Here is a 1,329-nt window from a genome sequence, read left to right as displayed (position 1 = left end):
CAGGTGCCAGGAGGCACTGAACTCAACTACGTCAGCCAGTACTACCTGGCGTGGAATCGCGTACTGCGTGTGGCGGGCACCCTGGCCGGACAAATCAGCGGTACTGCCATGGCCAACTCCCACCTGTCGGCCTATATCCAGATCGGCACCGCTGCATTGACCATGGGCCTGCAGCAGTTCTGGGCTGGCCCCAAAGGACAGTTGGCCAAGCAAAGCGACACCCTTTTGGCCACCTTGCGCTCAACCCGCCTGATCCGTCCCGAGCAGCAGGCGCAACTGGAGGCCGGGCAATTGAACCTGGAGTCTCTGGACCCGGAGCACCTCGACCTCAGCGATGTCCCGCGCCAATGGACGCGCGGCGAAGAAGTCGCATTGGGTCAGTTCAAGGAGTACCTGTCGCTGCATATCCAGTATCTTGAGCAGGAAATGGCCGACATGCTCGGCATGAATCCGCATGAGTGGCGCGCACTGGTCGCCAACAGAGATGACCCGGAAGCAGGCCAGGGCAACAGGTTGGCCCTCAGTGAGCACAAGCTTGATGAGATGACAGGCGGGCGGCAGCGCTATGAGGCTCTGGGAGCCCAGTTGGCACAGTTGAAGGCGGATAAAGCACATGTCCAGGCAGACAATTGGCTGAGCGTCTCGCCGGAAAACCGTGCAATCCTCTTGCGTAGCGTCGATGGCAAGCACGATTGGGAGACCGCCGTGCGCACGGCGTGGGTTCGTATGCGCCTGCCGTCGGACTTCATTCCGCAGGTGGCGCAACGGGTGGGCGCCCAGTTCCAGATGGTGTTCGCCGGCAGCAACATGCCGCTGGTGGTCTCGGCCCTGTTGCGCATGATCCAGGCGGAATCCACCGAGGCGCACCGCCATGCCGTGCAGTTGCTGGCCCAAGCCCCGGCACCGGTCAACAATCTGGCGCCTGTGCTGGCCGCGGCCCCGACCGTGGCGGCCACGGCTGCGCCGGTGGTCAGTAACGGGGGGCGCTTTGCCATCGCCTCGGTGATGTCCCTCATCGGTGTGGCCGGGGCCTTTTCCAGCGGCGCACTGGTCAACGACAAGATTACCCAGCGTAGCGAGATGCGCGAAGATGCCAAGCGCGGGGAAACGCCTCGTGTCGGCTTCCAGCCAGGCCTCACTGCCCGCGCATTGAAGGCCATTGGACGCTCCATGTTTGCGTTGCCCACGGCAGTCAAGAAGCGTGTGCAGATTGAATACGCTGCCCGCAGCGCCCGCCATACGCAGGCGCAATTGCAGCTGCACCTTGAGCAGGCGAGACTGCTCGCCGACGCTAACAGTTGACAGGCAGTATCACAGCAGCAGGCGCAG

The 1,329-nt window shown here is 63.1% G+C and carries 1 pseudogene; it reads left to right on the top strand.

The annotated features are described in order from the left end of the window. Window positions 1-1,302, top strand: a pseudogene (locus I5W_RS11080) (hypothetical protein); the annotation flags it as partial. Window positions 1,303-1,329: the final 27 nt, after the last annotated feature.

The sequence above is a fragment of the Herbaspirillum sp. B65 genome, from assembly GCF_000333555.1.
Classification (GTDB): domain Bacteria; phylum Pseudomonadota; class Gammaproteobacteria; order Burkholderiales; family Burkholderiaceae_D; genus Herbaspirillum; species Herbaspirillum rubrisubalbicans.
The sequence above is the reverse complement of the archived record's forward strand: the minus strand, read 5'-3'. Positions and strand labels throughout refer to the sequence as shown.